The organism is Streptomyces sp. NPDC002032 (assembly GCF_042890765.1).
Lineage (GTDB): Bacteria > Actinomycetota > Actinomycetes > Streptomycetales > Streptomycetaceae > Streptomyces.
In genome coordinates this window covers 369,396-394,461 of sequence record NZ_JBIASM010000003.1, presented here as the reverse complement: position 1 = coordinate 394,461, position 25,066 = coordinate 369,396, and the positions used below count along the sequence as shown (strand labels likewise).

Below are 25,066 nucleotides of genomic sequence, written 5' to 3'. Positions count from 1 at the left end.
CCGGCGGCATGCGGACGACGACCGCGCCGCACGCCGGCGCACCCGATACCGTCGCGGAGCTCATCGCGCGCCAGTGGGGCGACCACCGGCCCGGCCTCAAACACGGCGCCGACGGCCCCACCGGCGCCACCGTGCTCAGCCGGCACCGGACCGCCGCCGCGTCCGCGGCGCGCGCCGCGCTCCTCGCCGACCTGCTGCCGCCGGGGGCGGAGCCGCACGTGGGGGTGCTGCTCGACAACACCCCCGAGTTCCCCTTCTGGCTCGGCGCGGCGGCCCTGGCCGGGGCCGCCGTCGCCGGGATCAACCCCACCCGGCGCGGCCCCGAGCTGGCCCGGGACATCCTGCACACCGACTGCCGGATCCTGGTCACCGAGCCCGTCCACCTGCCGCTGCTGCGCGGCCTCGACCTGCCCGGCGTACGGATCCTCGTCACCGGCACGGAGGAGTACGAGGCCCTCCTCGCCCCCTACGCCGCCGCGAAGCCCGGCGAGGCGACGGTCCGCCCGCCCGGCCCCGGCAGCCGGCTGCTCCTCTACTTCACCTCCGGCTCCACCGGCGCCCCCAAGGCCGCGATCTGCAGCCAGGGCCGGCTCGCCGCCGCCGGCCACTCCCTGGCCCGCTCCTTCTCGGTCACCCCGGACGACGTCCACTACATCTGCATGCCGCTCTTCCACGGCAACGCCGTCATCGCCGACTGGCTGCCCGCCCTCTGCGCGGGCGCCCCCGTCGCGCTGCGCCGCCGCTTCTCCGCCTCCGCCTTCCTGGACGACGTACGGGCCTACGGGGCGACGTACTTCACCTACGTCGGCCGGGCCGTCCAGTACCTCCTGGCCACCGAGCCCCGCCCCGACGACCGCGCGCACGCCCTGCGCCTCGGCTTCGGCACCGAGGCCGGCGCGGTGGACGCCGCCCGCTTCGCCGAGCGCTTCGGAGTCCGCCTGGTGGAGGGGTACGGGGCCACCGAGGGCGGCGCCTCCGTCCAGCGGGTCCCCGGCACCCCGCCGGGGGCGCTCGGCCGCGCCGGAGCCGGTGACGACCTGGCCGTCATCGACCCGGAGACCGGCCGCGAGTGCCCGGCCGCCGTCTTCGACGCGCGGGGCCGGCTGCTCAACGGTGACGAGGCCATCGGCGAACTCGTCAACCGCGGCCACAGCCTCTTCGAGGGCTACTGGCGCAATCCGGACGCCGAGGCCGCCCGCACCCGCGACGGCTGGTACTGGACCGGCGACCTCTTCTTCCGGGACCCCGAGGGCTTCCTCTACTTCGCGGGCCGCACCGACGACCGGCTGCGGGTCGACAGCGAGAACCTGGCCGCCGCCGTGATCGAGAACGTCCTGGCCCGCTGGGAGGCGGTGGCCGCCGTCGCCGTGTACGCGGTCCCGGACGAGGTCGCCGGGGACCAGGTCATGGCCGCCCTGGCCCTGCGCGAGGGCGCCCCCTTCGACCCGGAGGCCTTCACCGCGTTCCTCGCCGCCCAGCCCGACCTGGGGACGAAGATGGCCCCGCGCTACGTCCGGATCCTCGACGCGATGCCCGTCACCGCCACGAACAAGGTCCACCGCGTCGCCCTGCGCCGGGCCGGCTTCACCTGCCCCGACCCGGTCTGGCACCGCACCCCGGCCGGCTACCGCCCGCTCGACCCCGAGGACCTGGCCGCGCTGCTGGCGGCGTACGGGGCCCAGGGGCGCCAGAACCTCCTGACGCGCTGACGCAACCGGTTCCCGGCCCGGCGCCTCTTCCATGGAAAGGGGGGCGGCATGGCACCGACGGCACCGGCATTCTCACGGACGGCCCGCACGGCCCGGGCGGCCCGCACGGCAGCGGTGTGGGCCCTGCTCGGCGGCCTGCTCACGGCCTGCGGCGCGGCCGGAGCGCACGCCGGGGGCCGCACGCCCGGCGCGGGCGGCGGCGGGACGCCGTCCCGGACAGTGGCCGCCTTCCCGGCGGCGGACGGCTGGCACGACATGACCCGGGGGTTCGGCGACTACTTCGACCGCCACCACCGCGCCTCCGACCGGCTCATGCCGGCCGGCAGCATCAAGGACGTCCGCGTCCGCGCCACGGCCAGGGCGGCCGAGGCCCGGATCAGCTTCACCACCCGCTCCGTGGGCAAGGGGTACGCGGAGGACGCCCGCGAGGTCGCGAGGCTCTTCGGGGAGTGGCGCCGCACGGTCCACGGGGACAGCGGGGTCCTGCTGCTGTACTCCCCGCACCGGCCCGAGCCCTTCGAAGCCTCCTGGTAGGCCCCGGGGCGCCGCCCCGGGTACCGGTTTTGAGCACCCCTGCGGAGCAGGTAGTATTTTCTCTGTCAGCAGGCGCCGCTAGCTCAGTTGGTTAGAGCAGCTGACTCTTAATCAGCGGGTCCGGGGTTCGAGTCCCTGGCGGCGCACCTGTCCTTCGGGCGGTTTCCGGTTTCACCGGGAACCGCCCGAAGTGTTTTCCCCGCCGTTTCCCGGCCCTTCCCGCCCCTTCCCGGCGTCCTCCGGGTCAGAGCGTGAGCGACAGCAGCAGCGGCGCGGCCTTCCGGTTCAGCGTTTCGGCGGCGGCCCGCAGCCGGTGGGCGTGCTCGACCGGCATCGACAGCGCCAGGCAGCCCACGGCGGACCCGGCCGTGATCGGAACCGCCGCGCAGACCGTGCCCACGGCGTACTCCTGGAGGTCCAGCACCGGCACGGTGGCCGGCTGGCTGTCGAGCTTGGAGAAGAGGATCCGCTCGTTCACGATCGTCTTCGAGGTGAGCCGGGCGATCTTGTGCCGGGACAGGTGGTCGCGCCGCCCGTTCTGGTCGAGCTGGGTGAGCAGGCACTTGCCGACCGCGCTGGCGTGCGCCGCCGAGCGGAAGTCGACCCACTCGTGCACCTTCGGGGTGCGCGGACTGTCCGCGAACTGGGTGATGCGGACCTCACCGTCGACGTACCGGCTGATGTAGACGGCGGCGCCGACCGAATCCCGCAGCCGGTCGAGGGTCTCCTGGAGCTTCTCCTGGAGCGCCTGCTGCCGGTCCGCGCCGGAGCCGAGCAGCACCAGGGAGTCGCCCGTGGCGTAGGCGCCGTCGGAGATCTCCAGGACGTAGCCCTCCCGGCGGAGCATGAGCAGCATCGGGGCGAGGTGGGCGGCCGGCAGCCCCGTCTCGCGGGAGATCTGGGCGTCGGTCACACCGCCGGTGTGCCGCGAGATCGTTTCGAGTACGCGCAGTGCGTACTGCACCGAGTGGAACGGCGCGGTCGGCTCGGGCTTCAGCGCCACGGTCTCCCCCTACCAGGTTGTTACCGCTTGCCCTTTCACGATAGCCACCAAGAGGCCCGAGTGGAGCGTGTGTTGAGGAGAATGATGGCTCAATCAAGCCCCTCTGTCAGGACCTATCCGTCTGGCATATGTCAGGGGCATGCCTTTCTCGCAGATGTGCCGGGAATGCCCGGCGCGCCCCCATGGTTCGAATTCTTCGTACGGATACGAGCGGAACGGGACGGGAGCGACGATGAGCGACACCGGGGATGCGGACCGGCGTGCGGACGGCGGAGAGCGCGGCGGCACGGGGACCGGCGCGGGGGTGACCGGCGCGGATCCGGCCGGCGCGGCGATCCGGGGCACGGTCCGGGGCGCGGCGCCGGTGCCGCTCTCGGTGCTCGACCTGGTCACCGTCGGCAGCGGCAGCACCGCCCACGCGTCCCTGCGCACCAGCGTGGAGATCGCCCGGCTCGCGGAGTCCCGCGGCTACCACCGCCACTGGGTCGCCGAGCACCACTCCATGCCCGGGGTGGCCAGTTCCTCCCCGGCCGTGATCCTGGCCCACCTGGCCGCCCACACCTCCCGGATCCGGCTCGGCTCCGGCGGGGTCATGCTGCCCAACCACGCCCCGCTGGCCGTGGCCGAGCAGTTCGGCACCCTGGAGGCCCTCGCGCCCGGCCGGATCGACCTCGGCCTGGGCCGCGCGCCCGGCACCGACCCCCGTACGGCGGCTGCGCTGCGCGGCTCCGGGCGGCTGGAGGAGGCGGCCGACGGCTTCCCCCGCCAGCTCGCGGAGCTCACCCGCTTCCTCGACGACGACTTCCCCGACGGGCACCCGTACGCCCGCGTGCACGCCGTGCCCGGACCGGTCCAGGGGCCCGCCGGGCGCCCGCCGGTCTGGCTGCTCGGCTCCTCCGGGTTCAGCGCCCGCCTCGCGGGGGAACTGGGGCTGCCCTTCGCGTACGCCCACCACTTTTCGGCCGCCGGCACGCTGCCCGCCCTCGACCTCTACCGGCAGAGCTTCCGGCCCTCGGCCGTACTGGACGCCCCGTACGCCCTCATCGGGGTCTCGGCCCTCGCTGCCGACAAGGCGGAGCAGGCCCGCGCGCAGGTGCTCACCGGCGCGCTGTCGATGCTCCGGCTGCGCGGCGGACGCCCCGGGCTGGTGCCGACGCCCGAGGAGGCGGCGGCGTACGCGTTCTCTCCGATGGAGCGGGAGTTCGTCGACGGCTGGCTCGCGAACATCGTCCACGGCACCCCCGACGAGGTCCGCGCGGGGCTCGACGCCCTGGTGCGGCGGACGGGCGCCGACGAGCTGATGCTGACCGCCAACGCGCACGGCGGGGACGCCCGGGTGCGCTCGTACGGGCTCGTCGCAGATGCGTACGGGATGCCGACGGAGGGGTCGACTCCGGCTTGAGCGCAGACGAACGGGGTTTGGCTGGTTTGTTGCCGAAACCTTGCCGGAGCATGACCTAAGACATCCTTAAACCGCTCGTCACCCGGGGTGGCGGGCGGTTTTTGACGGCCTCTCACCCCTCTGACGAGCGGATTTGGCTGCTCAGTGGTCTAGTCCTTCTTTGGTCCAAACCATTGACTGGGGTGCCGGGTGATCGCTATCACTTCTCTCACCTGAAGCTGATGCTCCTCCCCTCCCACCCCCCGGAGGCAGTTCATGCACATCCGTAAACCCCTCATCGCGGCCGCCGCCACGGCCGCGCTGGCAGCCGGAGCGCTGGCCACCTTCGCGGGACTGGGCACCGCCCAGGCCGCCGACAGCTCCACCACGGCGAGCGGCGGCGGCGTGAAGATCGCCTATTACGACCAGTGGAGCGTGTACGGCAGCGCGTTCTACCCCAAGCACCTCGACACCCGGGGCATCGCGGGCAAGCTGGACGTCATCAACTACTCGTTCGGCAACATCCACCCCACCAACCTCACCTGTTTCGAGGCGAACAAGGCGGCGGGGGACGACAACAACCCCAACGCCGGTGACGGCGCGGGCGATTCGTACGCCGACTACCAGAAGTCCTTCAGTGCGGCCGACAGCGTCAGCGGGGTCGCCGACAAGTGGGACCAGCCGATCGTGGGCGTCTTCAACCAGTTCAAGCAGCTGAAGGCCAAGTACCCCCACCTGAAGATCAACATTTCGATCGGCGGCTGGACGTACTCGAAGTACTTCAGCGACGCGGCCAAGACCGACGCCTCCCGCAAGAAGCTGGTCTCCTCCTGCATCGACCAGTACATCAAGGGCAACCTGCCCGTCGACGGCGGCTTCGGCGGCCAGGGCAGCGCGGCCGGGATCTTCGACGGCATCGACATCGACTGGGAGTACCCGGGCTCGTCGGGCGGCCACCTGGGCAACCACTACGCCCCCGAGGACAAGCAGAACTTCACGCTGCTGCTCAAGGAGTTCCGCGAGCAGCTCGACGCCTACGGCCAGGCCAACGGCGGCAAGAAGTACCTGCTGACCTCGGCCCTCCCGGCCGGCCAGGACAAGATCAAGTACATCGAGACGGACAAGATCGGCGCGTACCTCGACTACGCGAACATCATGACGTACGACATGCACGGCGCCTGGGACAGCGACGGCCCGACGTACCACCAGTCCCCGCTGTACTCCCCGGCCGGTGACCCGACCGACCCGATCGCCCCGGGCACCCAGAAGTACAGCATCGACAACGCCATCGACTCCTGGATCGACGGCAACCCGGCCTACGGCATCACCGGCGGCTTCCCCGCCAACAAGCTGACCCTGGGCTACGAGTTCTACTACCGCGGCTGGAAGGGCGTCCCCGCCGGGGCGAACAACGGCCTCGCGCAGAGCGCCACCGGCGCCTCCGGCGCCCGGCCCACCAGCCAGCAGGCCGGCATCGCCAACTACAAGGAGCTCGGCGGCATCGTCGACAACCCGGCGGCCACCTACTGGGACGACCAGGCCAAGGCCTCGTACTTCTACAAGGACGGCGAGTTCTTCACCGGCCTGAACCAGAAGTCGATCCAGGCCCGGGTCGACTACGGCAAGCAGCGCGGCCTGGCCGGCGCGATGATGTACTCCCTGCTCGGCCTGGACGACAAGACCACCCTGCTGAACCAGATCTCGGACGCCCTCGGCGGCACCACCCAGCCGCCGACCACCCCGCCCACGACGCCTCCGACGACTCCGCCCACCACCCCGCCCACGACGCCCCCGACGACCCCGCCGCCCACCGGGTGCGGATCGGTTCCGGCGTACGTCGCCGGCACCGTCTACACCGGCGGCAGCCAGGTCTCCTACGGCGGCCACAAGTGGCAGGCCCAGTGGTGGACGCAGAACGAGACGCCGGGCACCACGGGTCAGTGGGGTGTCTGGAAGGACCTCGGCGCCTGCTGATCTCCCCCCACCCGGCGCCGAGCGCAGGCCCGCCCCGGCCCCCTCACACGAGGGGGTGCGGGGCGGGCCCGTCGGCGCGCCGGGCGCTCTGCCGGCTGATCATCGTGGCGATGGCCTCGGGGGCCACCGCTCGGGAGTACAGCCACCCCTGGCCGGTGTCGCAGCCGACGCGGCGCAGCCGGGCGGCCTGGCCGGCGGTCTCCACGCACTCGGCGGTGACGGTCAGGCCGAGCCGGTGCGCGAGCTGGACCAGGGCCTCCACGATGGTCTCGTCGGCCGGGTTGGGGTGCGCGCCCTCGTCGTAGCGGAAGCCCCGGACGAAGGAGCCGTCCAGTTTCAGCACCGAGACCGGGAGCCGGCTCAGGTAGGCCAGGTTCGAGTACCCGGTGCCGAAGTCGTCGATCGCGATCCGCACCCCCATGTCGCTCAGCGCCTGGAGGGCCTGGAGCGGGCGCCCGGTGGAGCCCATCACCGCGGACTCCGTCAGCTCCAGCTGGAGCAGCTGCGGGGCCAGTCCGGTCTCGGCGAGGATCTCCGCGACGTCCCCGACCAGGTCGGAGTCCCACACCTGGCGCACCGCCACGTTGACGGAGACGAACACCGGCGTGTCGCTGGGGTGCTCGATCTGCCAGCGCCTGGCCTGGCGGCAGGCCGTGCGCAGCACCCACTGTCCCAGCGGGACGATGGAGCCGTCCTCTTCGGCGATCCCGATGAACCGATTCGGCGTGAGCGTGCCGAACTGCGGGTGCTGCCAGCGCACCAGCGCCTCCACCCCGCGCACGGCTCCGCTCTCCAGGTCCACCAGCGGCTGGTACTCCAGCTCGAACTCGCCCCGCTCCACGGCCGGCCGCAGGGTCGAGGAGAGCGCCTGGCGCGTCATGCGGTGCGCGTTGCGCTCCGGGTCGAAGAGGGTCCAGCGGGCCTTCCCGTCGGCCTTCGCCCAGTACAGGGTGGTGTCGGCCGCCTGCATCAGGCCGGTCGCCGAGGTGCCGGCCGCGTCCCGCTCCACGACCCCGATCGACGCCGAGACCGACAGCCGCTGCCCGGCCAGGTCGAACGGCTCCTGTACGGCGGCCAGTACGCTGCGCGCCAGGTCGGTGAGCTGCTCGGTGCCGGCCGAGTCCTCGACCAGCAGCGCGAACTCGTCGCCGCCGAGCCGGGCGACGAGGTGGCCGCCCGTGCGCCCGTACCCGTACTGGTCGGCGCACTGGGTCAGCCGGGCCGCCACGGCGGTCAGCAGACGGTCCCCGACCCGGTGTCCCAGGGTGTCGTTGACGGCCTTGAACCCGTCGAGGTCCAGGTAGCACAGGCCGATCCGGCCCGTCCCGCCCATTCCGTAGGCCGATGCCTCCAAGGCGGCGGAGAGCCGCTCGAAGAACAGGGCCCGGTTGGGCAGCCGGGTCACGGGGTCGTGCATCTGGAGGTGCCGCAGCCGGGCCTGGAGGTCGCGCCGGTCGCTGATGTCGGCGACGGACAGCAGTACGTCCTGGGTGCCGGGCACCGGCCCCAGGGTGACCTCGGTCCACAGCGAGTGCCCGTCGGGGTGCTTGAGGCGCCGCGTGCAGCGCAGCCGGGCCTGCCGTCCGCGCAGCACCTCCTGATAGGCCTGCCAGGTGCGGGCCTCGGCCGCCAGGTCCACCAGGTCGGCGGCGCGCCGCCCGGTGAGGGCCCGCTGTTCGGATCCGAGCAGCGCGGCGAGGGCGCGGTTGGATGCGACGACCTCGCCGTCGCGGTCGACGAGGGCCATCGCGAGGTGCGCCGCGTCGAAGGCGGCCCGGTAGTCGCGCGGCACGGCCGCCACTGCTGGGTGACGCTCCGTGAGGGCCGATCGGATGCTGTCGGCCGCCGGACCGGTTCCTTCTGGGGTTCCGCTCACCCTTGGCTCCCGCAGTGTTCGTGAGTGTCCGTGCAGGAAAGTGTGCCGATCATAGAGGCTGCCGGGAGGCCCTATCCAGCGGCGTCGCCGTGCGGGGCGTGGTCCGTCGCCGTGATGACGCCCTGCGGGCGGCGTGCTGACGGTGTGTCGGTCAGGGGGTGCGCGATCGTTTCTGCGCGCCTGTGAGCGGGCGGGGGCCGCATCTGATCTGCCGTGATCGCTCGTGACGTTCCGTAGGCAGGGGCGTCAAGGCGGCGGGTCACCGACTTGACGTAGTGCTCACTCGGCTGGGGCAGCGGAACAGGGCATTAGTAAGACAATCGCCGCAAGGTGGATGGGAGGGTACGAATCCACCACCGGAGGTCGATGTGCCGCGCCAGCAGACACCCGGGGGAGTGGACCGCTCCCGCATCCGAAGCACCGCGGCGGTGCTGACCTCCATGACGGCGCTGGCCGCCATGTCGCTCGTCGCCGGACCCGCGGTCGCCGACTCGCGTTCGGGCGGCCCCTGTGCGCTGACCCGCACGGCCGCGCACCACTCCCTCGGCGTCGACAGCTGGAATCGCGCCTACCCCAAGCCGGAACGCGCGCTCCACGCGGTGCTGGTCTTCCTCTCCTTCCCCGACCATGAGCCCGCCGTGGCCCCCTCGGAGCTGACCTCCGACTACTTCCCGGCCACCTCCGACTACTTCGCGCGGGCCTCCTACGGCCGCTTCCGGCTGGTCCCGCACCCGCAGGAGCGGTGGATCCGGATGCCCCGCCCGTCGACCGCGTACGGGATGCAGCGCGACTGGGCCCCCGAGAACCGGGCGGCGTACCTGCGCGACGCGGTCGCCGCCGCCGATCCGCAGGTGGACTTCAGCGCGTACGACGTCGTGTACTTCGTCGCCGACCCCAACGCCCCCGGCGTGGACTCCGACGCCACCAAGGTGGTGAACTTCGACCGCCCCCTGCGGGCCGACGGCACCGACCTGCGGCGGATCGTGACGGTCTTCGAGCACCACCCGCCGGACCGCAACGTGCTGGCCCACGAGACCGGCCACGTCTTCGACCTGCCCGACCTCTACCACCGCCCGTCGGACGGGAAGGGCGACTGGGACACCTACGTCGGCGACTGGGACGTCATGGGCAGCCAGTTCGGCATGGCGCCGGACCTGTTCGGCTGGCACAAGTGGAAGCTGGGCTGGCTGGACGCGTCTCAGGTGGACTGCGTGCGCTCCGGCACCAGCCTGCACACCCTCCAGCCGCTCTCCGACGCCCCGCCGCGCGGCGGCACGGGCGGCACCCGGCTCGCGGTGATCCGCACCGGCCCGGGCAGCGCCATCGCCGTCGAGGCCCGGGGATCCTCCGGCAACGACGGGGACACCTGCACCGAGGGGGTCCTGGTCTACCGGGTCCGCAACGAGCCGGCCTCGGGCGGCGGCCCGATCGAGGTGCTGGACGGGCATCCGCGCACCGAGGCCTGCTGGGACCGCTCGGTGTACCCGCCGTTGGCGGACGCCCCGCTGGAGGTCGGGGAGACCTTCACGGTGCCGGGGGAGCGGATCACCATCGAAGTGGCGGACCGCACACAGTCCGGCGCCTACACCGTGAAGATCACGACATGACGAAAACGACCCCCGCTCCGAAGAGCGGGGGTCGTTTCCCGTCTGTGCGCCGCCAGGGACTCGAACCCCGGACCCGCTGATTAAGAGTCAGCTGCTCTAACCAACTGAGCTAGCGGCGCCTGCTGACGTCGTAGACATTAGCATCAGGTCCGGCCGAAGGAAAAATCGATACCGGACCGCGGGCGGCGTGCAGGAACGCCCAGAGCAGGGAGTCCGGGCCGGGCAGCCAGGGCAGCCGCGAACCGGGGGCCACCAGCCACCGCGACGGCCCCGGGGCGGCGGCGTGGCCCGCCGCCAGCGGCGGCACGGTGACGGCGTCCCCGTGGCCGTGGCACAGCGGGGCCGCCGCGGCCGGACCCCATTCCTCCCAGGCGAGCAGGGCCGGCAGCCGCTGGGCGGTGCCCGGGGCGGCGAAGAGCAGCATCCGGCCGCGGTGCACGGCGGCCGGACCCGAGCCGGGGCCCCGCTCCCAGAGCAGGTCGAGCATCCGGCGGCCGAGGACGAGCGGGACGTTGACGACGTCGAATGCGGTCCCGCACGGCAGCACGGCGGGCGCGGCCGGCCGGGCCTGCCAGGCGGCCAGGGTGCTCCGCGGGTGGGCGGAGGCGGAGGCCAGCCAGGCGGCGCCCTGCGGCGTGACCTGGGTGACGGGTGCGGGGCGTGCGTCGAGACCGTCGAGGGCGGGGCAGCCGGCGGCCGTCGTCAGTGTCGTCATATGCCAAGGTCTACCGCCCGTAGCCTTCCCGTTCCCGGGAGTTACCGAAAACCGGGACACGGCGGGCGGCGCTGGGGTATGTTGCGCCGCGCATATGCCAACGGGCTCCGCGCGAGGAGGCGCGGAGCCCGTTGGTGTCCGGCGGGGCCGGTGCGGGTGCTGCGGGCGGTGCCGGTGGTGCCGTCGCGTGGGGGTCAGGCGGTGTCGGGGCCCGTGCCGCGCTGGAGGTCCTCACCGAACTCGATCATCTTGAGCGCGTAGTCCTCGGTCCACTCGGCGGCCTCCGCGATGGCCTGCGCGGAGAGGCGGTCGAAGCGGCGCGGGTCCGCGAGCTGGGCCGCGGCCAGCGCCTGGAACTCCACCGCTCTGTCCTGCGCGGCCCGGAAGGCCAGCGTCAGCTCGGTGGCGCGGGCCAGCAGCTCGCGCGGGTCCTCGATCGATTCCAGGTCGAAGAAGTGCTCCGGGTCCGTGGCGGCCTCCGAGGGCTCGAAGAGCAGCGGCGCGGGCCGCAGCCTCCGCTCGGTCCGCTCGGGCTCTGCCATGCGTGTCCTCCTGCTGCGCGTACGAAATCCTCCGGGCCACCCTCCATTGTCCAGCGTCGCGCAAGGGGGCCGGGAGCTCAGGCGGCGGCGGGCTCCTTGACCAGAGCCGCGATGTCCTCGAAGACGCCCGCCAGCTGGTCCGCGAGACCCTCCGGGGCGGTGAAGCCCTCCGCGCCGACCAGTGCGTTGATGCCGGGCACCGCGACGGAGCGAGCGGCGGGCAGCATGCCCAGCCGGGTCAGGACCGGCAGCAGCATCTCGGCGGCCGGGGCGCCGCCCGTGCCGCCCGCGCTGTAGCTGACCAGGCCGACCGGCTTGCCCTGCCACTCGTGGTAGAGGAAGTCGAGGGCGTTCTTGAAGGGGGCGGTGAAGGAGCCGTTGTACATCGGCAGGACGAACACGAAGGCGTCGGCGGAGTCGACGAGCGCGCTCCACTCCCGGGTGTGCGCGTGGGCGTAGTTCCCGGTGGAGGCGTACTCGGGCTCGTCCAGGAAGGGGAGCGCGATCTCGGCCAGGTCCACGGGGGTGACCTCGAAGCCGCCGTGGGCGCGGGCCCGGTCGGTGACCCAGCCCGCCAGGGGGCGGCCGGAGGAGGTGGGACGGGTGGCGGCGGAGATGACGTGCAGGCGGGTCATGCGTGAACTCCCGTGGAGTGGGGGCGCGGTGTGCGGTCAGAGTCTGATGGTTGACGTGTCACCCAGCAAAGCCGTGGGTGGATGATGTGTCAACTGCATAGGTGACGTGTCACCGACCTCGCTAGGGTGGGCGCATGACCGACGCGCCCGAGCCCGCGCCCCGCTGGCTCACCGAGTCCGAGCAGCAGGCCTGGTACGCGTGGCGGCGGATGTTCCCGCTGGTCAACGCCGAGATCGCGCGCGACCTCAGCCAGGACAGCGCCCTCTCCGAAGCCGACTACGACGTCCTGTCGGTCCTCGGCTCCACCGAAGGCCACCGGACCCGGATCAGCGCGCTCGCGGAACGGATGCGGTGGTCGCGCAGCCGGCTCTCCCATCAGCTCACCCGGATGGAGGGGCGCGGGCTGGTCCGCCGCGAGGAGGTCGCCGGTGACGGACGCGGGGCCGAGGTGGTGCTGACCCCCTCCGGGGTGCGGGCCATCACGACGGCGGCGCCGCTGCACGTGCGATCCGTACGACGGCACCTCATCGACGCCCTCACCCCGGCGCAGCTGGCCACCCTCGCGGAGGTCGGCGAAACCCTGCGCCACCGCCTCGGCGGCGACGCCCCCTAGGGCCGCCACGCCACCCGGTGTTCGGCGAGGTGGGCCAGGACCGAGTGGTTCGCCTCCCAGCCGTCGGGGAACTTCACGGTGACGCCGAGCTGGACCGGCTCCGTCGACGGGTGGGCGTCCAGGAGTTCCGCTATGCCCGCCCGGGCCACCACCACGCAGGCGTGCCGGTGCCGGGAGGCCAGGACGCACAGCCGGCCCGTCTCCAGGTGGAACGCCGTCGCGTCGGGGCGGCCCGACAGCGGGTGCAGGACCACCGTGAGGTCGTACTCGCGGCCCTGGAGCCGGTTCGCGGTGTCCACCGTCACCCCGGTGACGCCCAGCGCGGCCAGCGCCGTGCGGACGGCGGCGGCCTGGTCGCGGTGGGCGGTGCCCACGGCGATCCGGGCGGCCGTCAGCGGCGCCGGGCGCGGGGACTGCTCGTCGGTGGTCACGGCGCCCCGGTCCAGCGCCCGCCGCACCACCAGCGCCACCGCCCGCACCGCCTCCGGGTCCGTGCGCGGGGTGTGCCGGGCGGGCAGCTCCAGCAGGCCCCAGCCCGACTCGGCGGCCTCGTCCAGCACCCGGTCCGGGCCCGAACCGTCGCCCGCGACCCCGTACGTCAGCCGCCGCTCGCCCGGCCCCGTACCGCTGCGGAAGCGCGCGTACGGGTAGAAGGCGCGCGAGACCAGCGGCGCGGCCGTCGCCTGGAGCCGCCACGACACCGGCAGCCGGTGCTGCGGCAGCTGCGGGTTGTGCGCCAGCAGGGTCGACACCGCCGAGGCCGACGGGTCGTAGGACAGGCCCGCCCACTGCTCGGCGCCCACCACGCTGAAGGGGTCCAGCTGCCCCGGATCGCCCACGAACAGCGCCCGGTCGAACAGCCCCGCCACGGCCAGCAGCGCGTCGGAGCGCATCTGGTACGCCTCGTCGACGATCGCGTGCTCCCACGGCTCCGCGTCCTTCACGTACGCCCACTTCGCGGCCGTGGAGATGGTCACCGGCAGCTCCGCGAGGTCCGCCGGCTTCGCCGACAGGGTCACCGACGGCAGCTCCCGCAGCGCCGGGTCGTAGGCGTCGCCGTCGCTGCTGTGCAGCCGGCCCACCTTCAGCTCCGGATCCTTCTCCGCGAGCCTCAGCACCAGGTCGTCGACCTGCGCGTTGGTCTGCGCCACCACCATCAGCCGGCGTCCGGCCGCGGCCAGCTCCCGGGCCGCGCGCACCACCAGCGTCGACTTGCCGGCGCCCGGCGGGGAGTCCACCACCACGCCCCGCTCGGTGCCGTGCAGGGTGTCGTGCAGGATGGCGGCGGTCGCCTGGGCGGCGGCCGCGCCCGGGTCGAAGGTCGTCACAGCAGGTCCTCGTCGGTCACGGCGTCGGCGGGAGCGGGGGCGGTCGCGGTCGCGGCGCCCGGCGGGCCGCCGTGCGTCCAGGGCGTGTTCTCGGGGTCGGGCAGCTTCGGGCCGCCCCGCGCGTCGTGCTCGAACAGCGTCCAGCACAGCCGGTCGCCCTTCTCCGGCACCGAGCCCGGCTCCGGCTCCCGGCCGCGGCCCATCTTGTCGAGCAGCCGCAGCACCAGCTGCCCGTCCTCCTCCACGCGGACGAACTCGGCGGCCTGCGGGCGCCCGTCCAGCGAGCGGAACACCTTCCCGCCGCCCTCCTGCGCCAGTTGCGGGCGGTCCTCGGTCGTCAGCCGCAGCAGCGGGCGGGGGGCGGGCCGCTTGGTCTGCGTCCACTCCATGACCACCTCGGTGACCTCGCCCACGAAGGCCTCGCCCGTCATGCGCCGGCCCGCCATCACGAGCGGGTCGTCCAGCGCCTCCTGCGCGTCGAGCCGCACCTGCTCGGTCTCGCGCGTGGCCAGCTTCTGCGCCGCCGTCACCGCGTCGTCGCGGCGCGGCTGCGGGGGCTCGCCCGCCCGCACCCGGTCCCGGTGGGCGGTGTACGACCAGCGGTCGCGGGTCCAGCGCTCCTCGGCGTGCGCCCCGGCCGGCAGGGCGCGCAGCAGGTCGAGGGCCTGCCACACCGCGTCCCAGGTGCCCCGCATCTGGTCCGTCACCAGCCGCCGGACGGCCGCTCCGGCCGCCCGGGCCGCCTCGCCGTCCCGGGGGCCGGGCGCCGCCCGGGCCGCGTCGAACTTCGCGATGGCCGGGGCCAGCAGCTTGTTGTCGAAGGCCGGATCGGTGGCCGGACCGGCCGGCGGGACCAGCAACTGCCCCCGCCCGTCCCGTCCGAGCTCGGCGCGCAGCGCCCGCTCGGCGCCGCTCATCCCCTCACCGGGGTCGATCCAGGCCAGCAGCGCGCCCAGGTGCTGGTCCTCCAGGTTGCTCTGGCCGGTCGCCCAGTGCCGCGACAGCAGGTCCGTTGCCGACAGCAGCATGGCGGAGCCGGGCACCCGCGCGCGTTCGCCGAGGTGGGTGAACCAGCGGCCCAGCAGCGGCACCTGGGTGGGCACCGGGTGCGGGTTCTCCGGGTCCTCCTCGGCGGTCCGCCGAAACCGCATCGACCGCCCGAGCAGCCGGACGTACTCGATGCCCGCCCGGCTCGGCACGATCAGCTGCGGCGCGTCCACGCACAGCTCGGTCTCCACGGTGACCCGCTTGCCGGACTCCGGATCGGTCTCGGTCCGCTGCGCGGGCTCGACGGCGTCCGCGTATCCGTCGAGGTACGGCATGACCTGCCGGGCCAGCTCCGCCAGGAACTCCCAGCGCAGGTCCCGGTCGCGGGGCTGCGGTATGACGAGGATCCGCGGATCCCCGCGGTCCGTCCCGACCATCGCGCCGAGCGGGGCCCCGGCCTCGCCCGCCGTGGTCAGGGGTACGAAGACCAGCGGCGCGTCGCTCAGGTGCCGGTGGCGTACGGTCGCCAGCGGCTGGGCCCGGCCCGCGCGGACGGCCTGCAGCCGGGCCACGGTGTTCAGCAGGGACACGCGTCCTCCCCGAGGGGGCCCGGGCCCGGGGCCCGCTCCAGGGCCTCGGCGCGCAGCCGGGCCGCCTGGCGCAGCGCGGCCGCCGTGGGATCGTCGGCGGGGCCCGCGCCGGCCGCCGCCGCGAGGGCCGCCTCCACGGTGGTCAGCCCGCCCAGTTCGCCCCGTACGGAACGGCCCAGCGCGCTCACCTCGCCGGCCTCCCGGGCCCGCTCCCGGCAGTGGAAGGCCAGCTCGCAGGCGGCCAGGCACTCGGGGGCGTAGGCCGCGCCGACGGCGGCGACGGCCTCGGCCAGCTCCCCGGCGGTCCGGGCGGGGTCGAAGTCCATCCCCTCGGGCAGCCCCGCGGCCAGCTCCTCGACCCGGGTCAGCCGGTCCAGCTGGCGCCGGGTCACCGACCGCTCCCGGCGTACGTCGACCAGCGCGGCGGTGGGCAGGTTGGAGAAGTCCTTCGGGCAGACGAGCACCACCCGGTGGCCCACCTCGGCCCCCGCCACCTTCCGCGCGGTCCCCTCCAGGGCCAGCACGTACACGGCGGCCTGCCGCGCGGCGGCGCCCACCTTCGCGGAGTCGGCGGCCCCGTCGATCATCGGGAACGACTTGATCTCCACCACAGTCCACCGGCCGTCGGGGTCCACCACGACCGCGTCGGGCTCCAGGTAGGCGGGGGAGCCCGCCACCTCCAGGGCCAGCATCGGATGGTCCAGCAGCGTCCACGCCCCCGCGGCGGTCGCCTCCCGCAGGGCCAGCGCGGTCCGGGCGGCACGGCCCTCGGGTCCGGCGGCGGTCAGGTCGGGGACCCGGGCGTCCGGCCCGGGCGGCTCGGCCGCACCGCCCAGGCGGGCGTGCGCGAGCCGCAGCAGCTCGGCCCCGCCGTCGCCCTTGACCTTGGCCTCGAAGGAGTTGCCGCGGACGATGGCGAACTGCGACTGCCCGAAGGCGGCAGGGGAACCGAGAGCCGTCGCGAGCGCGCCCTTGTCCACGCCGGCGCCGTCGAGCAGGGCCCGTCTGCCGCAGCCGGGGTTGGCCGCGAGGGCGGCCAGGGACCGGGCGTCGAGCGGCCGGGGCGGCACGGCGGGGCCGCGCAGGTCAGCGAGGCGCTGCCGCAGGGTCGTCTTCCGCGGGGGAGCGGCGGGCGGGTAGGAGCTCACGGGCGGAAGTGTCCCATCCGCCACTGACAATCGGGGACGTACCGCGAAAACGGGCCGGTCGTGCTCCGGGCGGACCGGCCGGCTCCGCCCCCGCCGGGGAGAAAGGTTCCCGCGCGGGCCCGTGGCCGGCCCGCCGGGCCGCGAGGCCGAGGGCGATCAGCAGCCCGGCGCCCATCACGGCGGCCCCGGCGACCGCGTCGAGGAAGTAGTGGTTCGCCGTGCCCATGACCACGACCACGGTGAGTGCGGTGTAGGCCGGCCCCAGCGCCCGCACCAGCGGCCGCCGCGCGTGGCGCCACACCAGCAGCCCGCACCACAGGGCCCAGCCGACGTGCAGGCTCGGCATGGCCGCGTACTGGTTGGTCAGCGCGCCGAGCCCGCGCGGGGCGCTCGCCTCGCCGCCCCACCAGCCGTAGGCGCTGTACCGCGCCATCGTGTCCGTGAACCCGTACCCGGCGTCCAGCAGCCGCGGCGGGCAGGTGGGCAGCAGCGCGAAGCCGGCCAGGGCGAGCAGGGTGGCGGCCACCAGCCAGGTGCGGGCGGTGCGGTACTGCGCGGGGCGCCGGAGGTAGAGCCACACCAGCACGGCCGGGGTGATCAGGTAGTGCAGGGAGGCGTAGGCGAAGTCGGCGGGTATGCCGAGCGCGCCGGTCCCGGAGAACAGCCGGTTGAGGGGTCTCTCGAAGTCGATGCCCAGTAATTCCTCGGCGCGCAGCACCGCCAGTCCGTGGTCCACGGCGAGGGCCGCGTCCCCCCGGGCGAGGAGCCTGCCGCCCGAGTAGGCGCCGTAGAGCAGTCCCAGGAGCAGCAGTTCCGCCCACCAGCGCGTGGGCCCAGGCCGTTTGGTCATGCGGGGTATGACGCTCGGCGGACGGGCCGAGTTGCCCCGTGTTCACGTCGTGGATGATGGACGGACGACGGAACCGCCGCATCGCGGACGAAACCCCACGTACCGGGAGAAGAAGATATGGCCCCCCGCATCCTGCTCGCCCGCCACGGACAGACGGCATGGTCCCGGCTCGGCAAGCACACCGGGCGCACCGACGTGCCCCTGCTGGAGGAGGGCCGGCAGGGCGCGAAGCTGCTGGGCGAGCGCCTCGCCCGCGAACCCTGGGCGGGTCTGCGCGGCCTGGAGGTGCGCACCAGCCCGCTGGTCCGGGCCAGCGAGAGCTGCGACCTGGCGGGCTTCGGACTCCGGGCGGAGCCCTGGGACACCCTCATGGAGTGGGACTACGGCGACTACGAGGGCATGACCCCGGCCGAGATCCAGGCCGTCCGGCCGGGCTGGCTGATCTGGCGCGACGGGGTCCCCGGCGGCGAGTCCGTCGCGGACGTCGCGGCGCGCGCGGACGAGGTCGTCGGCTGGGCCCGTGCGGCGGACCGCGACGTCCTGGTCTTCGCCCACGGCCACATCCTGCGCACCCTCGCCGCCCGCTGGCTCGGCTTCGAGGCCTCCTTCGGCGCCCGCATCCGGCTGGACCCGACCTCGCTGTCCGTCCTGGGCTGGGCGTACGGGGCCCCGGCCCTGGAGCGCTGGAACGACACGGGCCACCTCGACGCCTGACCGCCGGCGGCCGACCGCTCCCGCCCGGCGGTTCGCGGGGGAAGGGCCGGCCGGGCGGGGGGCGGCCTGGCGGGAGGCGGCCGGGCGGGGGCGGGCCCGGCGGGGGGCGGGCCCGGCGGGCCCTCAGGCCTCGGCGTGGCGGGCCAGGAAGGCGCCCACGCGCGGGGAGCGCTGATGCGGGACCAGGGTGCGGGCCGTGCCCGCGAGCATCGACCGGATCCGGGTCGAGCGCACCTCGGTGAGCAGGTCCAGCACCCGGCCCCCCGCCCACGAGGCCTCGTCGGGGGCGCCCGCGCGGGCCAGGTCCTGCGCCAGTTCGGCCGTGTAGAGGGCCACGTTGCGCGCGAAGTGCGGGTCCTGGAGGTCCGCCGCGCGCCGGGCGTGCCGCGCCGCGCGGGCGTGCTCCCCGAGCGCCGCCCAGCAGCGGGACTCCAGCGACTCCAGCTCGGCCTCGCCGAAGAACGACATCCACTCGGGGTCGGCCGGCGACGGGCCCCGCGCGAACTCCGTGTGCGCCCGCGCCAGGGCGTCCTCGCAGGCCCTGCGGTCGCCCAGCCCCGACCAGCCGCCCGCCTCCCGCAGCGCCAGCAGCGACAGCAGCCGGGGGGAGCCGAGCGGGCGGGCCGCGAGCCGGCCCGCCTGGGCGGCCCGTACCGACTCGCGCGGGCGCCCGCAGTCCCGCGCCAGGAAGGCCATGTTGCTGAACGCGTGCGCCTCCAGGGCGGCGTCCCCCGACACCCGGGCCGTGGCCAGCGCCTCCGCGTAGTGCGAGCGGGCGTCCTCGAAGCGGCCCGAGTCGTGCGCCAGCCAGCCCACCGAGACGGCCAGTTCCCCGGCCCCCGCGTGCAGCCGGTCCTCGGTGGACTGGCGGGTGGCCCCCGCGTCGAGCAGGGCGTAGGCGGTGCGCAGCGGCTGGGCCGCCCGCCGGTAGAGGGCGTCGGCCCCGTGCCGGTCGTCGAGCAGCCGGATCTGGCGCACCGCGTCCTCGACGGCGGCGGCCTCGGCCTCACCGGCGCGGGAGGGGAGCCGGCGGGTGTCGCCGAGCAGGGTGAGGCTGAGCGTCGCGGCCGCCACGGTCGCGGAGCCGCCCGCCATGAACGCGCGACGCAGCACGTCGCTCTCCTTGTAACGGTGGATGGGGTGGGGGTGGGGGTGGGGAGACGGGCGGGATGCGGACGCCGCGGACAGGGCGCGTTGGGCGGAGCGCCCACGGACCGTCTCGCGCGGGGAGAAGCCCAGATCGGCCAGGGTGCGGCCGGGGAACATGTGGAGGAAGACCCGCTCGTACGCGTAGTTGGGGCAGCGGATCTCCCCGGACTCGACCCGGCCGATGTAACGGGCGTCGCAGGAAACCGTTTCTCCGATTTCCCGTGCGGCCCGGCGCACTAGGGCCGCGAACTCGGCGGGGGAGTGCTGCGCGCGCAGCCGCCGGAAGGAGGAGTTGGGTGAGTGGGGGGACGCCGCCATGGACGTGGCCTCTCTGGACAATCTCAGGTGATCCCGGTTGACCCCTGTCGATCTCGCCCCGGAGCGCGGCTCCGGCGCGCACGAACGTACCGCCGACGAAGGCCGGTTCACGCGCTGTTTGGCTACAAAACGGATATCTCACCCGCGATCCGCCATGAACTGCCATCCTTTGCGGCGTCTTGCCGCCGCACCCGTTGACGCTCCCGTGCGTTGAACCCATGCGGATACGGATCGAGGAGGGGTTCCCCTTGGTGGAGACCGGCATGGACAGCACTGGTACGAACACCGCGCCCGGAGCCGGCGCGTCCACCGCGCCGGCTCCGACGCCGACGCCGGCTCCGGACCTGGTGACCGTTCCCGCCCGGCAGGGCCTGGAGGCCGTGGACATCATCCGGCGCGGCGCCGGCCTCGCCGCCCCCGGTGTCGGCCCGGTGCTCCACGACGGGTCCGGCGGCACCCTCGGCTTCCTCGTCCCGCCCGGCACCGCCGACGCCTGGGACCTGCCCGGCAGTGCCTGTACGCAGACCAACGGGCGCGGCGTCCGGTTCGGCGACGCCACCTCCCCGACCGCCGGCGGCACCGGCTGGCTGCTGCCCCCCGAGGCCGTGGGGCCGGTCACCGATCCGGAGGTGCTGCGCGCGGCGCTCGGCGAGGCCGCCCGGCTGATCGAGGCGGCCGACAACTGCCGATGAGGCGCTGACCAGCCATAATGGGGGCGTGGCAGGCAAGGGCAAGGGCAAGAGCAAGGGCAGGAACAAGGACACCGGCGGTCAGGACGACGTCCGGGGCGGTGGCCAAGGTACTGGCAAGGGCGGTGGCCAGGGCGGTGGACGCGCCGCCGGGCCGGTCGCCGGGCAGGTGGACGGCGGCCTGGCCGAGCTGGCCCCCGACCGGGAGCGGGCCCGCGCCTGGACCCTGCTGATCGACGGCGCCCCGCAGTCCCATGTCGACCTCGACGACCCCGGGCACCTGGACTTCTCCTACCAGCGGCGGATCGGCCACCTCATCGACCTGATCGCGCCCGCCCGGCAGCCCCTGAACGTGGTCCACCTGGGCGGCGGCGCCTTCACCCTGGCCCGCTACACCGCCGCCTCCCGCCCCCGCTCCACCCAGCAGATCGTGGAGATCGACGCCGCTCTGGTGGCCTTCGTACGGGAACACCTGCCGCTGGACCCGCAGGCGCGGGTCCGGGTCCGGGCGGTGGACGCGCGGGCCGGGCTGGCGAAGGTGCCGGACGGCTGGGCGGACCTGGTCGTCGCGGACGTGTTCGGCGGGGCGCGCACCCCGGCCCACCTGACCAGCGCGGAGTTCCTGGACGACGTACGCCGGGCCCTGAAGCCCGGCGGGTGGTACGTGGCCAACCTCGCGGACGGTCCGCCGCTCGCCCACCTGCGCGGCCAGATCGCCACCGCCGCCTCCCGGTTCCCGGAGCTGGCCCTCGCGGCGGACCCGGTGGTGTGGCGGGGGAAACGCTTCGGCAACGCGGTGCTCGTCGCCGCCGACCGGGAGCTGCCCGTCGCGGAGTTCACCCGCAGGGTGGCGAGCGACCCGCACCCCGGGCGGGTCGAACACGGCCGCGCCCTGGCGGACTTCACCGGCGGGGCGGCCCCCGTCGCGGACGCCTCGGCGGTGGCCTCGCCGGAGCCGCCGCCGTCGGTGTTCCGCTAGGGACTTTGCTGCCAGGGGGTGTTCTGCCAGGGGGTGCTCCGCGTAGCAGCGCCCCGCCAGGGGTGTCCCGTCGGGTGGACGTCAGGGGTCGACGATCTCCACCACCGGCGGGTGGTCGTGCCAGGTGCAGAACACCGACACCTCGCGGCCGTCCCGGGTGAAGGTGACCCGGATCCAGAAGTCCTGCTTCCACACCTGCATCCGCCAGCCCGCGTCCGGGGTCGCCGAGACCAGCCCGGCCGAGGTGGGCCCGAGGTCGAAGACGACCCGGCCGCCCGAGACCGAGTACCCCTTCACGGTGCCCGGTCCCCCGTCGGAACCGCCGTCCGTCCCCCCGCCGTACGGGCTCCGGCCCGCCGGAGGCGCCGGCTTCGGCTTCGCGGGCGCGGAGGGGGACGGGGAGGCGGGCGCGGACGCCGGGTCCGTCGCGGAGGGCGACGGGGACGGCGACGGCGAGGGGGAGCCGGACCCCTGCGTGGAGGAGGTAAGCGGCTGCGCCGTCACGGGGCGCATCGTCAGCGGTACCGCGAGCGGCGGATCGTAGGCCGTACCGGACATGACCGTGTGCACGCCCCACCACGACAGGGCCACGGCGGCGGCGGTCGCCAGCAGCCAGGCCATGGCATGTACAAGTCCTCGTCGCATCAGGGGACATACTGCACCACCCGTCACAGAGGTGTCCCAGCGCCTCCCGGGGTCCCCCGAATGGACTACGGTGCCGCCATGGCAAGTGTGCTCGTGGTCGAGGACGACCAGTTCGTACGTTCCGCCCTGATCCGGCACCTGACCGAGGCCTCCCACACCGTGCGGAGCGTCGGCACCGCCCTGGAGGCCCTCCGCGAAGTCGCCCACCACCGCTTCGACGTGGTCATCCTCGACCTCGGCCTGCCCGACCTCGACGGCTCCGAGGCGCTGAAGATGCTGCGCGGCATCACCGACGTCCCCGTCATCATCGCCACCGCCCGCGACGACGAGGCCGAGATCGTCCGGCTCCTCAACGACGGCGCCGACGACTACCTGACGAAACCGTTCTCCGTCGAACACCTCTCCGCCCGCATGGCCGCCGTCCTGCGCCGCTCCCAGGCCGTCGCCGTCGAACCGCCCTCCCGCGTCCTGCGCGTCGGCGGACTCGCCATCGACCCGCTGCGCCGCCAGGCCGAGCTGGACGGCCGCGTGCTCGACCTCACCCGCCGCGAGTTCGACCTGCTCGCCTTCCTCGCCGGCCGCCCCGGGGTGGTCGTGGCCCGGCGCGAACTGCTCGCCGAGGTCTGGCAGCAGTCCTACGGGGACGACCAGACCATCGACGTCCACCTGTCCTGGCTGCGCCGCAAACTCGGCGAGACCGCCGCCAGCCCCCGCTACCTGCACACGCTGCGGGGGGTCGGGGTCAAGCTGGAGCCGCCGCTGTGAGGTGGGCCCTGGTCAAGGTGTGCCTCGCCGTCACCAGCATGGTCGTCCTGGCCTTCGCCGTGCCCCTGGGGCTGGTGGTGCGGGAGATGGCCAGCGACCGGGCCTTCTCCAACGCCGAGCGGCAGGCCGCCACCATGGGGCCGACCCTCTCCATCACCACCGACCCCGTCCAGCTGCGCAAGGCCGTCGAGTCCACGCAGATGGGCGCCGCCCGCCGGATGGCCGTCCACGTCCCCGCCGTCGGCGGCGCCGCCCCCGTGGACATCGGCGACGGCTGGGCGGGCGCCCGCGCCGTCGCCGAGACCCGCAGGCTCGGCCGGGCCACGACCGCCCGGGTGGCCGACGGGGGCTCGGCGCTGCTCCAGCCGACCGCCCTGGGCTCCGGGGACATCGCCGTCATCGAGATCCTCGTCCCGGAGAGCGAGGTCAGCAACGGCGTCACCACCGCGTGGCTGGTCCTCGCCGGCGTCGGCCTCGCCCTCGTCATCGGCTCCGTCGCGGTCGCCGACCGGCTCGGCGCCCGCCTGGTACGGCCCGCCGAACGGCTCGCGGACGCCGCCCACCAGCTCGGGGAGGGCCGCCTCGGGGCCCGCGTCCCCGAGGACGGCCCGAAGGAACTCCGCTCGGCGGCATCCGCGTTCAACGCCATGGCCGACCAGGTCGTGGAACTCCTCGCCAACGAACGCGAGCTCGCCGCCGACCTCTCGCACCGGCTGCGCACCCCGCTGACGGTGCTACGGCTCAACGCCGCCTCGCTCGGCGACGGCCCGGCCGCCGAACACACCCGGACCGCGGTGGAGCAGCTGGAACGGGAGGTCGACACGATCATCCGTACCGCCCGCGAACAGCGCCCCGCGACCCAGGGGTCCGCGGGCGCCGGGTGCGACGCCTCCGAGGTGATCCGCGACCGGATGGCCTTCTGGTCGGCGCTCGCCGAGGACGAGGGCCGTGAGGTCCGGCTCGCGGGAGTGGCCCGCCCCGTACGGGTCCCCGTACCGCGCCCCGAGCTCGCGGCCGCCCTCGACGCCATGCTCGGCAACGTCTTCCGGCACACCCCCGAGGCCACCCCCTTCGCGGTGGACGTGCACGACGCGGGCGACGCCGTCATCGTCCTCGTCTCCGACGCGGGCCCCGGCATCACCGACCCGGACGCCGCCCTGCGGCGCGGCAACGACGGCGGCCGGGACGGCTCGACGGGCCTCGGCCTCGACATCGTCCGCCGGGTCGCGGAATCCACCGGCGGCGACGTCCGGCTGGGACGGTCCGTACTCGGCGGCACCGAGGTCCGGGTGTGGATCGCCCTCGACGACCGGGCCCGGGGCGGCGGCCGCGGCACGGCCGTCCGCCGCGGCCGGCGCAAGCGGCGGGGCGACTGACGGGGCGACTGACGGGGCGGCCGTCGGCGGGGCGTCAGGGATCCCCGGGCTCGGCGCCCGGCGCGGCACCGTGGAATACCCGGCGCCCCGGGCGGGTTGGGGCGGGGGCCCGTTTCCGCACGTGCTGAACCCATCGTCTGATCGGACATCGCATGCGTTACGCAATCCTCGGCACCGGCGTCGTCGGCCGCACCGTCGCCGCCCGTCTCGACTCCCTGGGCCACGAGGTGGTCATCGGCACCCGCGACCCCGTCGCCACCCTCGCCCGCGAGGACTACGCCGCCTGGCGGACCGCCCACCCGGCCGTCGGCCTCGCCACCTTCGCCGAAGCGGCCCGGGAGGGCGAGGTCCTCGTCAACGCCACCGGAGGACGCGTCAGCATCGCCGCGCTCACCGAGGCCGACGCCGCGCACCTGGACGGCAAGATCCTGATCGACATCGCGAACCCACTGGACTTCTCCCGGGGCTTCCCGCCGAGCCTGGACCCCGTGGACACCGACAGCCTGGGCGAGCTGATCCAGCGGACGTTCCCGCAGCTGAGGGTGGTCAAGACGCTGAACACCATGCACTGCTCGATCATGGTCGATCCGGCCCTGGTGCCCGGGGAGCACCACGTCTTCCTCTCCGGCGAGGACGCCGACGCGAAGAAGGCCGTGCACGGCCTTCTCGTCTCCTTCGGCTGGCCGGACCAGGCCATCCTCGACCTCGGCGGCATCGAGACGGCGCGCGGCACCGAGATGCTGCTGCCGATCTGGCTGCGCCTGATGGGCTCCCTCGGGCGCACGGACTTCAACTTCCACATCCAGGGGGCCTGAGCCGCCCGCGCCCGGCCCGCCCCCCCCGGGGCGGGGGGGGCGGGCGCGGGGGGGGGGGCGCGGGGGGGGGGCGGCGGGGGGGGGGGGGGGCCGCCCCGCGGGGGGGGGGGGGGGGGGCGCGGG

23 protein-coding genes and 2 tRNA genes are annotated in these 25,066 nt (G+C 74.5%); 13 read left to right on the top strand and 12 right to left on the bottom strand.

Annotated features, from left to right (window positions below; genetic code table 11):
* Positions 1-8: 8 nt before the first annotated feature.
* The 3 genes from ACFYYT_RS09900 to ACFYYT_RS09890 all read left to right on the top strand — a co-directional run bounded on the left by ACFYYT_RS09900 (position 9) and on the right by ACFYYT_RS09890 (position 2,389).
* Positions 9-1,709 (top strand): AMP-binding protein, encoded by a 1,701-nt coding sequence (locus ACFYYT_RS09900; protein ID WP_351818925.1) that lies wholly within the window; start codon positions 9-11, stop codon positions 1,707-1,709.
* 48 nt (positions 1,710-1,757) lie between these two features.
* Positions 1,758-2,243 carry a hypothetical protein gene (locus ACFYYT_RS09895; RefSeq protein ID WP_351818932.1) on the top strand — a complete coding sequence of 162 codons (486 nt, stop codon included), beginning with the start codon at positions 1,758-1,760 and terminating at the stop codon, positions 2,241-2,243.
* A 72-nt stretch (positions 2,244-2,315) separates the two neighbouring features.
* A tRNA-Lys gene (locus ACFYYT_RS09890) sits at positions 2,316-2,389 on the top strand.
* A 98-nt stretch (positions 2,390-2,487) separates the two neighbouring features.
* Here the strand turns inward: ACFYYT_RS09890 and ACFYYT_RS09885 are convergent.
* Positions 2,488-3,246 carry an IclR family transcriptional regulator C-terminal domain-containing protein gene (locus ACFYYT_RS09885; protein WP_351818935.1) on the bottom strand — a complete coding sequence of 253 codons (759 nt, stop codon included), beginning with the start codon at positions 3,244-3,246 and terminating at the stop codon, positions 2,488-2,490.
* Positions 3,247-3,478: 232 nt separating this feature from the next.
* On the opposite strand from ACFYYT_RS09885, the gene ACFYYT_RS09880 reads away from it, so the two are divergent.
* Positions 3,479-4,648, top strand: a complete 1,170-nt coding sequence (locus ACFYYT_RS09880) for an LLM class flavin-dependent oxidoreductase (protein WP_351818938.1) — start codon at positions 3,479-3,481, stop codon at positions 4,646-4,648.
* 255 nt (positions 4,649-4,903) lie between these two features.
* Complete coding sequence (locus ACFYYT_RS09875; protein WP_351818941.1) at positions 4,904-6,601, top strand: glycosyl hydrolase family 18 protein; 1,698 nt, start codon at positions 4,904-4,906, stop codon at positions 6,599-6,601.
* Positions 6,602-6,644: 43 nt separating this feature from the next.
* On the opposite strand, the gene ACFYYT_RS09870 is transcribed toward ACFYYT_RS09875, so the two are convergent.
* On the bottom strand, positions 6,645-8,477 hold the full coding sequence (locus ACFYYT_RS09870; RefSeq protein ID WP_351818944.1) for an EAL domain-containing protein: 1,833 nt from the start codon (positions 8,475-8,477) through the stop codon (positions 6,645-6,647).
* A gap of 368 nt (positions 8,478-8,845) precedes the next feature.
* Between ACFYYT_RS09870 and ACFYYT_RS09865 the strand changes: the two genes are divergently transcribed.
* Positions 8,846-10,084, top strand: coding sequence for a M6 family metalloprotease domain-containing protein (locus ACFYYT_RS09865; RefSeq protein WP_351818947.1), 1,239 nt, complete (start codon positions 8,846-8,848; stop codon positions 10,082-10,084).
* 45 nt (positions 10,085-10,129) lie between these two features.
* On the opposite strand, the gene ACFYYT_RS09860 is transcribed toward ACFYYT_RS09865, so the two are convergent.
* From ACFYYT_RS09860 to ACFYYT_RS09845, 4 genes are all read right to left on the bottom strand, one after another.
* Positions 10,130-10,203 (bottom strand) — tRNA-Lys (locus tag ACFYYT_RS09860).
* Positions 10,194-10,799 carry a bifunctional DNA primase/polymerase gene (locus tag ACFYYT_RS09855; RefSeq protein ID WP_351818949.1) on the bottom strand — a complete coding sequence of 202 codons (606 nt, stop codon included), beginning with the start codon at positions 10,797-10,799 and terminating at the stop codon, positions 10,194-10,196. Before ACFYYT_RS09855 ends, ACFYYT_RS09860 begins: the two co-directional genes overlap by 10 nt.
* 194 nt (positions 10,800-10,993) lie before the next feature.
* Positions 10,994-11,341: a hypothetical protein gene (locus tag ACFYYT_RS09850; protein WP_351818952.1), complete on the bottom strand. Its 348-nt coding sequence runs from the start codon at positions 11,339-11,341 to the stop codon at positions 10,994-10,996.
* A 77-nt stretch (positions 11,342-11,418) separates the two neighbouring features.
* Positions 11,419-11,976, bottom strand: a complete 558-nt coding sequence (locus tag ACFYYT_RS09845; protein ID WP_351818954.1) for an NAD(P)H-dependent oxidoreductase — start codon at positions 11,974-11,976, stop codon at positions 11,419-11,421.
* Positions 11,977-12,110: 134 nt separating this feature from the next.
* Between ACFYYT_RS09845 and ACFYYT_RS09840 the strand changes: the two genes are divergently transcribed.
* Positions 12,111-12,590, top strand: coding sequence for a MarR family winged helix-turn-helix transcriptional regulator (locus ACFYYT_RS09840; RefSeq protein ID WP_351818957.1), 480 nt, complete (start codon positions 12,111-12,113; stop codon positions 12,588-12,590).
* On the opposite strand, the gene ACFYYT_RS09835 is transcribed toward ACFYYT_RS09840, so the two are convergent.
* From ACFYYT_RS09835 to ACFYYT_RS09820, 4 genes are read right to left on the bottom strand one after another with little or no spacing between them, the layout of a single operon-like run.
* Positions 12,587-13,918, bottom strand: a complete 1,332-nt coding sequence (locus tag ACFYYT_RS09835) for an AAA domain-containing protein (RefSeq protein WP_351818960.1) — start codon at positions 13,916-13,918, stop codon at positions 12,587-12,589. The genes ACFYYT_RS09840 and ACFYYT_RS09835 overlap by 4 nt on opposite strands.
* Positions 13,915-15,495, bottom strand: coding sequence for a hypothetical protein (locus ACFYYT_RS09830; protein WP_351818963.1), 1,581 nt, complete (start codon positions 15,493-15,495; stop codon positions 13,915-13,917). The genes ACFYYT_RS09835 and ACFYYT_RS09830 overlap by 4 nt, the downstream gene beginning before the upstream one ends.
* Complete coding sequence (locus tag ACFYYT_RS09825) at positions 15,483-16,643, bottom strand: hypothetical protein (RefSeq protein ID WP_351818966.1); 1,161 nt, start codon at positions 16,641-16,643, stop codon at positions 15,483-15,485. The genes ACFYYT_RS09830 and ACFYYT_RS09825 overlap by 13 nt, the downstream gene beginning before the upstream one ends.
* Entirely contained in the window at positions 16,582-17,493 is a 912-nt protein-coding gene (locus ACFYYT_RS09820) for a phosphatase PAP2 family protein (protein ID WP_351818968.1), read from the bottom strand. The genes ACFYYT_RS09825 and ACFYYT_RS09820 overlap by 62 nt, the downstream gene beginning before the upstream one ends.
* Positions 17,494-17,610: 117 nt before the next feature.
* Between ACFYYT_RS09820 and ACFYYT_RS09815 the strand changes: the two genes are divergently transcribed.
* On the top strand, positions 17,611-18,207 hold the full coding sequence (locus ACFYYT_RS09815; protein WP_351818971.1) for a histidine phosphatase family protein: 597 nt from the start codon (positions 17,611-17,613) through the stop codon (positions 18,205-18,207).
* A 123-nt stretch (positions 18,208-18,330) separates the two neighbouring features.
* Here ACFYYT_RS09815 and ACFYYT_RS09810 read toward each other — a convergent pair whose 3' ends face one another.
* Positions 18,331-19,674 (bottom strand): tetratricopeptide repeat protein, encoded by a 1,344-nt coding sequence (locus tag ACFYYT_RS09810; protein ID WP_351818974.1) that lies wholly within the window; start codon positions 19,672-19,674, stop codon positions 18,331-18,333.
* Positions 19,675-19,892: 218 nt separating this feature from the next.
* Between ACFYYT_RS09810 and ACFYYT_RS09805 the strand changes: the two genes are divergently transcribed.
* Together ACFYYT_RS09805 and ACFYYT_RS09800 are read left to right on the top strand one after the other, a co-directional pair.
* Complete coding sequence (locus ACFYYT_RS09805; RefSeq protein WP_388607361.1) at positions 19,893-20,366, top strand: hypothetical protein; 474 nt, start codon at positions 19,893-19,895, stop codon at positions 20,364-20,366.
* A gap of 25 nt (positions 20,367-20,391) precedes the next feature.
* Positions 20,392-21,342, top strand: coding sequence for a spermidine synthase (locus tag ACFYYT_RS09800; protein ID WP_388607358.1), 951 nt, complete (start codon positions 20,392-20,394; stop codon positions 21,340-21,342).
* A gap of 81 nt (positions 21,343-21,423) precedes the next feature.
* On the opposite strand, the gene ACFYYT_RS09795 is transcribed toward ACFYYT_RS09800, so the two are convergent.
* Positions 21,424-21,987 (bottom strand): hypothetical protein, encoded by a 564-nt coding sequence (locus tag ACFYYT_RS09795; protein WP_351818976.1) that lies wholly within the window; start codon positions 21,985-21,987, stop codon positions 21,424-21,426.
* Between the two features lie 78 nt (positions 21,988-22,065).
* On the opposite strand from ACFYYT_RS09795, the gene ACFYYT_RS09790 reads away from it, so the two are divergent.
* The 3 genes from ACFYYT_RS09790 (at position 22,066) to ACFYYT_RS09780 (ending at position 24,943) form a co-directional block, all read left to right on the top strand.
* Positions 22,066-22,752 (top strand): response regulator transcription factor, encoded by a 687-nt coding sequence (locus ACFYYT_RS09790; RefSeq protein WP_351818978.1) that lies wholly within the window; start codon positions 22,066-22,068, stop codon positions 22,750-22,752.
* Positions 22,749-24,128 (top strand): HAMP domain-containing sensor histidine kinase, encoded by a 1,380-nt coding sequence (locus ACFYYT_RS09785; RefSeq protein WP_351818981.1) that lies wholly within the window; start codon positions 22,749-22,751, stop codon positions 24,126-24,128. The genes ACFYYT_RS09790 and ACFYYT_RS09785 overlap by 4 nt, the downstream gene beginning before the upstream one ends.
* 152 nt (positions 24,129-24,280) lie before the next feature.
* Positions 24,281-24,943, top strand: a complete 663-nt coding sequence (locus tag ACFYYT_RS09780; protein ID WP_351818984.1) for an NAD(P)-binding domain-containing protein — start codon at positions 24,281-24,283, stop codon at positions 24,941-24,943.
* Positions 24,944-25,066 lie beyond the last annotated feature (123 nt).

Excerpts from the sequence above, each read along its gene's own strand:
- ACFYYT_RS09805 (WP_388607361.1), top strand. The coding sequence starts at position 19,893 with ATGCGGATACGGATCGAGGAGGGGTTCCCCTTGGTGGAGACCGGCATG.
- ACFYYT_RS09795 (WP_351818976.1), bottom strand. The coding sequence starts at position 21,987 with ATGCGACGAGGACTTGTACATGCCATGGCCTGGCTGCTGGCGACCGCC.
- ACFYYT_RS09845 (WP_351818954.1), bottom strand. The coding sequence starts at position 11,976 with ATGACCCGCCTGCACGTCATCTCCGCCGCCACCCGTCCCACCTCCTCC.
- ACFYYT_RS09815 (WP_351818971.1), top strand. The coding sequence starts at position 17,611 with ATGGCCCCCCGCATCCTGCTCGCCCGCCACGGACAGACGGCATGGTCC.
- ACFYYT_RS09855 (WP_351818949.1), bottom strand. The coding sequence starts at position 10,799 with ATGACGACACTGACGACGGCCGCCGGCTGCCCCGCCCTCGACGGTCTC.
- ACFYYT_RS09850 (WP_351818952.1), bottom strand. The coding sequence starts at position 11,341 with ATGGCAGAGCCCGAGCGGACCGAGCGGAGGCTGCGGCCCGCGCCGCTG.
- ACFYYT_RS09780 (WP_351818984.1), top strand. The coding sequence starts at position 24,281 with ATGCGTTACGCAATCCTCGGCACCGGCGTCGTCGGCCGCACCGTCGCC.
- ACFYYT_RS09900 (WP_351818925.1), top strand. The coding sequence starts at position 9 with ATGCGGACGACGACCGCGCCGCACGCCGGCGCACCCGATACCGTCGCG.
- ACFYYT_RS09820 (WP_351818968.1), bottom strand. The coding sequence starts at position 17,493 with ATGACCAAACGGCCTGGGCCCACGCGCTGGTGGGCGGAACTGCTGCTC.
- ACFYYT_RS09810 (WP_351818974.1), bottom strand. The coding sequence starts at position 19,674 with ATGGCGGCGTCCCCCCACTCACCCAACTCCTCCTTCCGGCGGCTGCGC.
- ACFYYT_RS09880 (WP_351818938.1), top strand. The coding sequence starts at position 3,479 with ATGAGCGACACCGGGGATGCGGACCGGCGTGCGGACGGCGGAGAGCGC.
- ACFYYT_RS09875 (WP_351818941.1), top strand. The coding sequence starts at position 4,904 with ATGCACATCCGTAAACCCCTCATCGCGGCCGCCGCCACGGCCGCGCTG.
- ACFYYT_RS09790 (WP_351818978.1), top strand. The coding sequence starts at position 22,066 with ATGGCAAGTGTGCTCGTGGTCGAGGACGACCAGTTCGTACGTTCCGCC.
- ACFYYT_RS09895 (WP_351818932.1), top strand. The coding sequence starts at position 1,758 with ATGGCACCGACGGCACCGGCATTCTCACGGACGGCCCGCACGGCCCGG.
- ACFYYT_RS09840 (WP_351818957.1), top strand. The coding sequence starts at position 12,111 with ATGACCGACGCGCCCGAGCCCGCGCCCCGCTGGCTCACCGAGTCCGAG.